This window comes from Planomonospora antibiotica, from assembly GCF_014647955.1.
In the GTDB taxonomy this organism is placed as follows: domain Bacteria; phylum Actinomycetota; class Actinomycetes; order Streptosporangiales; family Streptosporangiaceae; genus Planomonospora; species Planomonospora parontospora.
In genome coordinates this window covers 1-914 of sequence record NZ_BMQE01000146.1, presented here as the reverse complement: position 1 = coordinate 914, position 914 = coordinate 1, and the positions used below count along the sequence as shown (strand labels likewise).

Here is a 914-nt window from a genome sequence, read left to right as displayed (position 1 = left end):
TTTCCGCACGTCAATCCCCAGATTCGCGGACTATCCCGCTACATCAACTGCGGAACCCCGGCCTGTGCCTGCTGGTCGGCGGGCGGCGCCTGGGTCGCGGCGGGTTCGACGGTCGACTGGACGTCGGCTGTGGGCAGGGCGGTGCCGGCGACCTTGGGTGGGTCAGGGACGGTACGCAACCGGTCGTCGGAGACCGGCTCCGCACTCCCGAAAGCCATGATCGTGCCGATCGCCGCCACGACGAGCGCAAGAGACAGTCCGACCACGAGAGCGATGATCGCTCCGGCGCTGCTCCTTGGAGGCGGCGGGGCGGGTTGCTGGTAGCCGTGTCCATAGGGGTAGCCGTGGTGCGGTCCATAGCCATGCGGCTGCTGGTGCGAGGATCCGTAGGGCTGGTGTGCGGGCTGCTGGCCGTATGGCTGCTGCGGGCCCTGCGGGGGATAGGTCACGGCATCTCCGGATTGGCCTGGGATGCGTATGTGACGGCCGGGACATCTGTCCGGTTGGCGTCGTGGCCGGATCCGGCCACGAATTTGATCACGTTGCCTGCGCGCGACGCCAGATGTAGCGCGTGCGCCTACTCCGATGCCTCCTCGGCTCTGGCTGCGCGCTCTTCCTCGGTGGTGACGAAGCTGCCCATCCCCCGCTCGGTGCGGATCCATCGATCCTTGCGCAGGGCGACCATGACCTTCTGCGCGGTCTGGGTGGCGATGCCGAACTCCTGGGTCAGATCGATGACTGACGGGATGCGCTGGCCGGGTCCGTACTGGCCGCTCTCGATGCGCTCGACGATGATGTCTCGCACCTGTCGCCACCTGGGCAGATCGTCGCGCAGCTCGGTCATGAGCACACGCTAGTGCCGCATCAGGCAACGTTTGCCTCGTTGTGAACTACCGTCCGGCTGCTGCGCCGGG

Annotated in this window: 2 protein-coding genes; both read right to left on the bottom strand. The window is 67.3% G+C overall.

Features of this window, described 5'->3' with window-relative positions; genetic code table 11:
• Positions 1-38: 38 nt before the first annotated feature.
• A complete protein-coding gene (locus IEZ06_RS35845; RefSeq protein ID WP_189241115.1) occupies positions 39-266 on the bottom strand; it encodes a hypothetical protein in 228 nt (75 codons plus the stop codon).
• Positions 267-577: 311 nt separating this feature from the next.
• Entirely contained in the window at positions 578-844 is a 267-nt protein-coding gene (locus tag IEZ06_RS35840) for a GntR family transcriptional regulator (RefSeq protein WP_189241114.1), read from the bottom strand.
• Positions 845-914 lie beyond the last annotated feature (70 nt).

Bases quoted from the DNA above. Each gene is read 5' to 3' on its own strand.
- IEZ06_RS35840 (WP_189241114.1), bottom strand. From the start codon at position 844: ATGACCGAGCTGCGCGACGATCTGCCCAGGTGGCGACAGGTGCGAGAC.